The sequence below is a fragment of the Lentilactobacillus hilgardii DSM 20176 = ATCC 8290 genome (genome assembly GCF_000159315.1).
In the GTDB taxonomy this organism is placed as follows: domain Bacteria; phylum Bacillota; class Bacilli; order Lactobacillales; family Lactobacillaceae; genus Lentilactobacillus; species Lentilactobacillus hilgardii.
The window spans coordinates 61,856-64,139 of the sequence record NZ_GG669995.1 but is presented as its reverse complement, the minus strand read 5'-3'; the positions used below and the strand labels follow the sequence as shown (position 1 = coordinate 64,139).

Annotated in this window: 4 protein-coding genes; 2 read left to right on the top strand and 2 right to left on the bottom strand. The window is 40.6% G+C overall.

The genetic code is table 11. The annotated features are described in order from the left end of the window. The first annotated feature begins 209 nt into the window (after window positions 1-209). Window positions 210-458 (top strand): hypothetical protein, encoded by a 249-nt coding sequence (locus HMPREF0519_RS09935; protein WP_003635897.1) that lies wholly within the window; start codon window positions 210-212, stop codon window positions 456-458. A 96-nt stretch (window positions 459-554) separates the two neighbouring features. On the opposite strand, the gene HMPREF0519_RS09930 is transcribed toward HMPREF0519_RS09935, so the two are convergent. Together HMPREF0519_RS09930 and HMPREF0519_RS09925 are read right to left on the bottom strand one after the other, a co-directional pair. Next, window positions 555-1,025, bottom strand: a complete 471-nt coding sequence (locus HMPREF0519_RS09930; protein WP_003558160.1) for a Panacea domain-containing protein — start codon at window positions 1,023-1,025, stop codon at window positions 555-557. 32 nt (window positions 1,026-1,057) lie between these two features. Next, a complete protein-coding gene (locus HMPREF0519_RS09925; protein WP_003635895.1) occupies window positions 1,058-1,690 on the bottom strand; it encodes a carbonic anhydrase family protein in 633 nt (210 codons plus the stop codon). Window positions 1,691-1,800: 110 nt separating this feature from the next. Between HMPREF0519_RS09925 and HMPREF0519_RS09920 the strand changes: the two genes are divergently transcribed. Then, window positions 1,801-2,103 carry a hypothetical protein gene (locus HMPREF0519_RS09920; protein ID WP_003552758.1) on the top strand — a complete coding sequence of 101 codons (303 nt, stop codon included), beginning with the start codon at window positions 1,801-1,803 and terminating at the stop codon, window positions 2,101-2,103. The last annotated feature ends 181 nt before the right edge of the window (window positions 2,104-2,284 follow it).

The following is a 2,284-nucleotide window of genomic DNA, read 5'->3' as shown; positions in this document are numbered from 1 at the left end:
ATGTCGAACGTTGCTTTGAGGAGCAGTCCTAAGACAGTGTGCGTAGCAAAGCGGTTAGCACCCAGAAGGTAAGCTGGCAGAAATCATTCCTATTATTATCTCGAAAAAAATATTTATATAAAAATAACCATATTTAGATAGTCCAATTTATGCTATGATAATATTGTTAAACAAATCACATATTATATTCAAGGGCGAAAAGGGGCAGTATGATGACAAAATTAAAAACAGCCGCGATTATGATTGCGGCAACCTTTACATTTGGTGGCATCGCAGTTGTTCAACCACCGGTTCAATCAAACGCAAAAACGACCTATGTATGGATCGCACCAAACCATGGTAAAAAATATCATTACTATAAAGGATGTCGTGGGTTAAACAATGCCAGCAGGAAAGTCCATGTGACTTTGCACTGGGCAAAGTCACACCATTACAAACTCTGTGGTTGGGAAAAATAACGTTAACATAAAAAGCTTTGGCAGTTGTGAGCAACTCTGATTGACTTTCAGAAGGTTCGACAACTACCCAAACTTTTTCTGTCTAACGCATAAACTTCAATCGTCTATTTCAACGATGTGTTTTTTAAAATAATCTGCCAATATTTCCGGAGCAATCACACCGCTTTGAGGGGTCACTTTCCAAGGCCGTTCACGCATTGTTTGCCGACTCAATTCCGCTGCCGTTTTGTTGCCAAACGTTTCCTGTACTTCAAAAACGATTTTTAACAAGCGATCATCCTGATTGACGTCTCTGTAATTGACGTCATCTTCATTGGTCACTGTTCCTGTCACAAATCGTTTTCCCCTGAACCGCTGGTGGACGACTGCAACAGCCGGTCCGTACTTCCAGGCAACGACATCATTGGAGAATGCCTTTTGCCCATACAATGCAAGAAACGTTCCCTGTACATAGTATAGTAGAAACATCAGCTTCATTTGTGTCAGCTTTTCAGTACCGGGATGCTGCCTCTGCTTATCGGTATTCACAATAATAAACCAACTTATCAACTTTGAAATACTAATCATGATTCCACCTATGACTGACCGAAATGGTCATCCTATTTTAAATATGAACCGATCAACCGGCCATTCAAGTCTTGTGTTTCCCGATTATTGGGCTGAAAATGTGCTTTGAACCAAGCCAACTGATCTGCACTGATACTAACATTCGGGTTGGTTATCACGAGCCATTCCACCCCTTCCGTTAGCGGCGGCGTTGTTAAAGAGCCCAAGTAATGAAAACCGGTTGGTCGGGCTGGCACCCAATCTTCCAATTGAATATTCACTGATTTGGTTCGCCCAGCCTGAAATTGGTCAATGATCTGCTGAAGGGTGGCATCCTCTTTTCCTTCTGAAACTAACAACGCGACGACCACGAGCTGACCAATTTTATTTTGATGAACCAGATGAATTTCAAAGGGCTTTGCCTCACCATCCACTAAATGCTCAGCCGGCACATGAAAATGAACCTGTACAAAATCAAATGACCGACCAAAGACCGCTGCGGAGCCATTTCCCAAAACCCGGATTGTCGTTTGATCATCAATTTCGCTAATCAAATCGTACGAGTTCTTTATTTCAAATAAAAGTGATCCTTTATGTTGGACCGCTTCTGAACCCTTTAAATCAACTGGTGACTGCTGTCTACCAAATCCATTTGACCACTGTGATTGTGCGTTATAATCAAACATAAGTACGCATCCCTTCTCATTTATGTTACTCAAATAATATCACAAATATATATCAACAAAACTTGTGTTAGAATTAATTCACGAATCATTTTAGTGGAGGAAAAATTAACGTGACTTTATTTGCACTTTTATTAGACGTCATTTGTCTTGGCGGCTATTATTTCCAACTATATAGCGGTGGCCCAATCATTTATCTCTTGGGATTGTTTCTTCAGGCCATTATTACAATTGTTCTACTGTGGATGACGCTTACTTACAAAGGGAAACGTTATCGAAACCCATGGCTTTTTGGTTGGTTCAGTGCCACCATCCGCTTTGGAATTGTCCTCATGTCACTGGGAGTCAACGCTGTCATGACATTTATGTATGTCGTCAATTACTTTGGCATCAACGACCTGATCTTTAATCATTAACATGATCATTTTAACTAAAAAATGTGATCAAACAGATGTCTGCGGTGTCAGTGTTGTTCCGGATATTAACTGCTTTTGCTACGCACACTGTCTTAGGACTGTTCCAAAAGACTGATTCCTTGTACTCTAGGATCAAAACGTCTTTTTCCACACACTTATTTTAGGACTGCTCCTCAAAGTA